Source organism: Vibrio sp. Vb0349, assembly GCF_033338975.1.
Genome location: NZ_JAWOTS010000459.1, coordinates 1 through 1,034 on the forward strand (window position 1 = coordinate 1; position 1,034 = coordinate 1,034).

Below are 1,034 nucleotides of genomic sequence, written 5' to 3' on the forward strand. Positions count from 1 at the left end.
AATAGCTTTTGCTCGACATCATCTACCGTTTTTCCCATCGCAAACTTAGTACGATTCGAAACGCGATAACTGTGCGTATCGACGGCAATGGTTGGCCAACCAAATGCGGTGTTGAGCACGACATTGGCGGTCTTACGGCCGACTCCTGGAAGAGCTTCAAGAGCGGCGCGATCTTCTGGCACTTCGCCATTATGCTTTTCTAATAAGATCTTACAGGTTTTGATGGTGTTTTCTGCTTTTGAGTTAAACAGGCCAATAGTTTTGATGTATTCCTTCAAACCATCGACACCCAAATCGAGAATACTTTGTGGCGTATTCGCAACGGGGAAGAGTTTGTCAGTGGCTTTGTTGACACTGACATCGGTCGCTTGCGCTGAAAGTAGCACAGCGATGAGTAACTCAAATGGAGAGCTCCAGTTCAGTTCCGTTTCAGGATTGGGGTTGTTTTCTCTTAATCGTTCAAGAATTTCTATTCTTTTTTCTTTGTTCATTGCTGACTTCCAAACCCGTCTTTGCGGTTTATGAAAAAGGCCCTACGAGTGGTAGAGCCTTGATTTTAGAATTCTTATATTATGCGTTAGTTACGCGAGCACGCTCAATGGCCGGTTTTTCTTCTTTCGGCTGACGAGCCTGAATTGAGCTGTCGATAACATTTTTCAACGCAATCAAAAGTCCTACACCGATGAAAGCACCTGGTGGTAATAGTGCTAATAAGAAGCTGCTATCAAATTGGAATACTTGAATGCGCAGCGCTGCAGCCCAGTCACCCAATAGCAAGTCTGCGCCGTCAAACAATGTGCCGTTGCCGATAAGCTCGCGCATTGAGCCCAACACAACTAGCACACTGGTCATGCCCAGTCCCATCCATAAGCCGTCCAATGCGGCAGGAAGCACATCATTTTTTGAAGCGTAAGCTTCGGCGCGACCGATGATGATACAGTTGGTTACGATCAACGGGATAAAGATACCCAGTGATAGGTACAATCCGTAAGCGTAAGCATTCATTAGTAGCTGGACGCAGGTTACGAGTGACA

Annotated in this window: 2 protein-coding genes; both read right to left on the reverse strand. The window is 46.1% G+C overall.

Going from position 1 to position 1,034, the window contains the following annotated elements; genetic code table 11:
• Positions 1–491, reverse strand: a 491-nt coding sequence (gene nth / locus R7Q47_RS26580) for an endonuclease III (protein WP_318090307.1), incomplete at its 3' end; no start/stop codon positions are given.
• Between the two features lie 79 nt (positions 492–570).
• Positions 571–1,034, reverse strand: a 464-nt coding sequence (locus tag R7Q47_RS26585; RefSeq protein WP_318090310.1) for an electron transport complex subunit E, incomplete at its 5' end; no start/stop codon positions are given.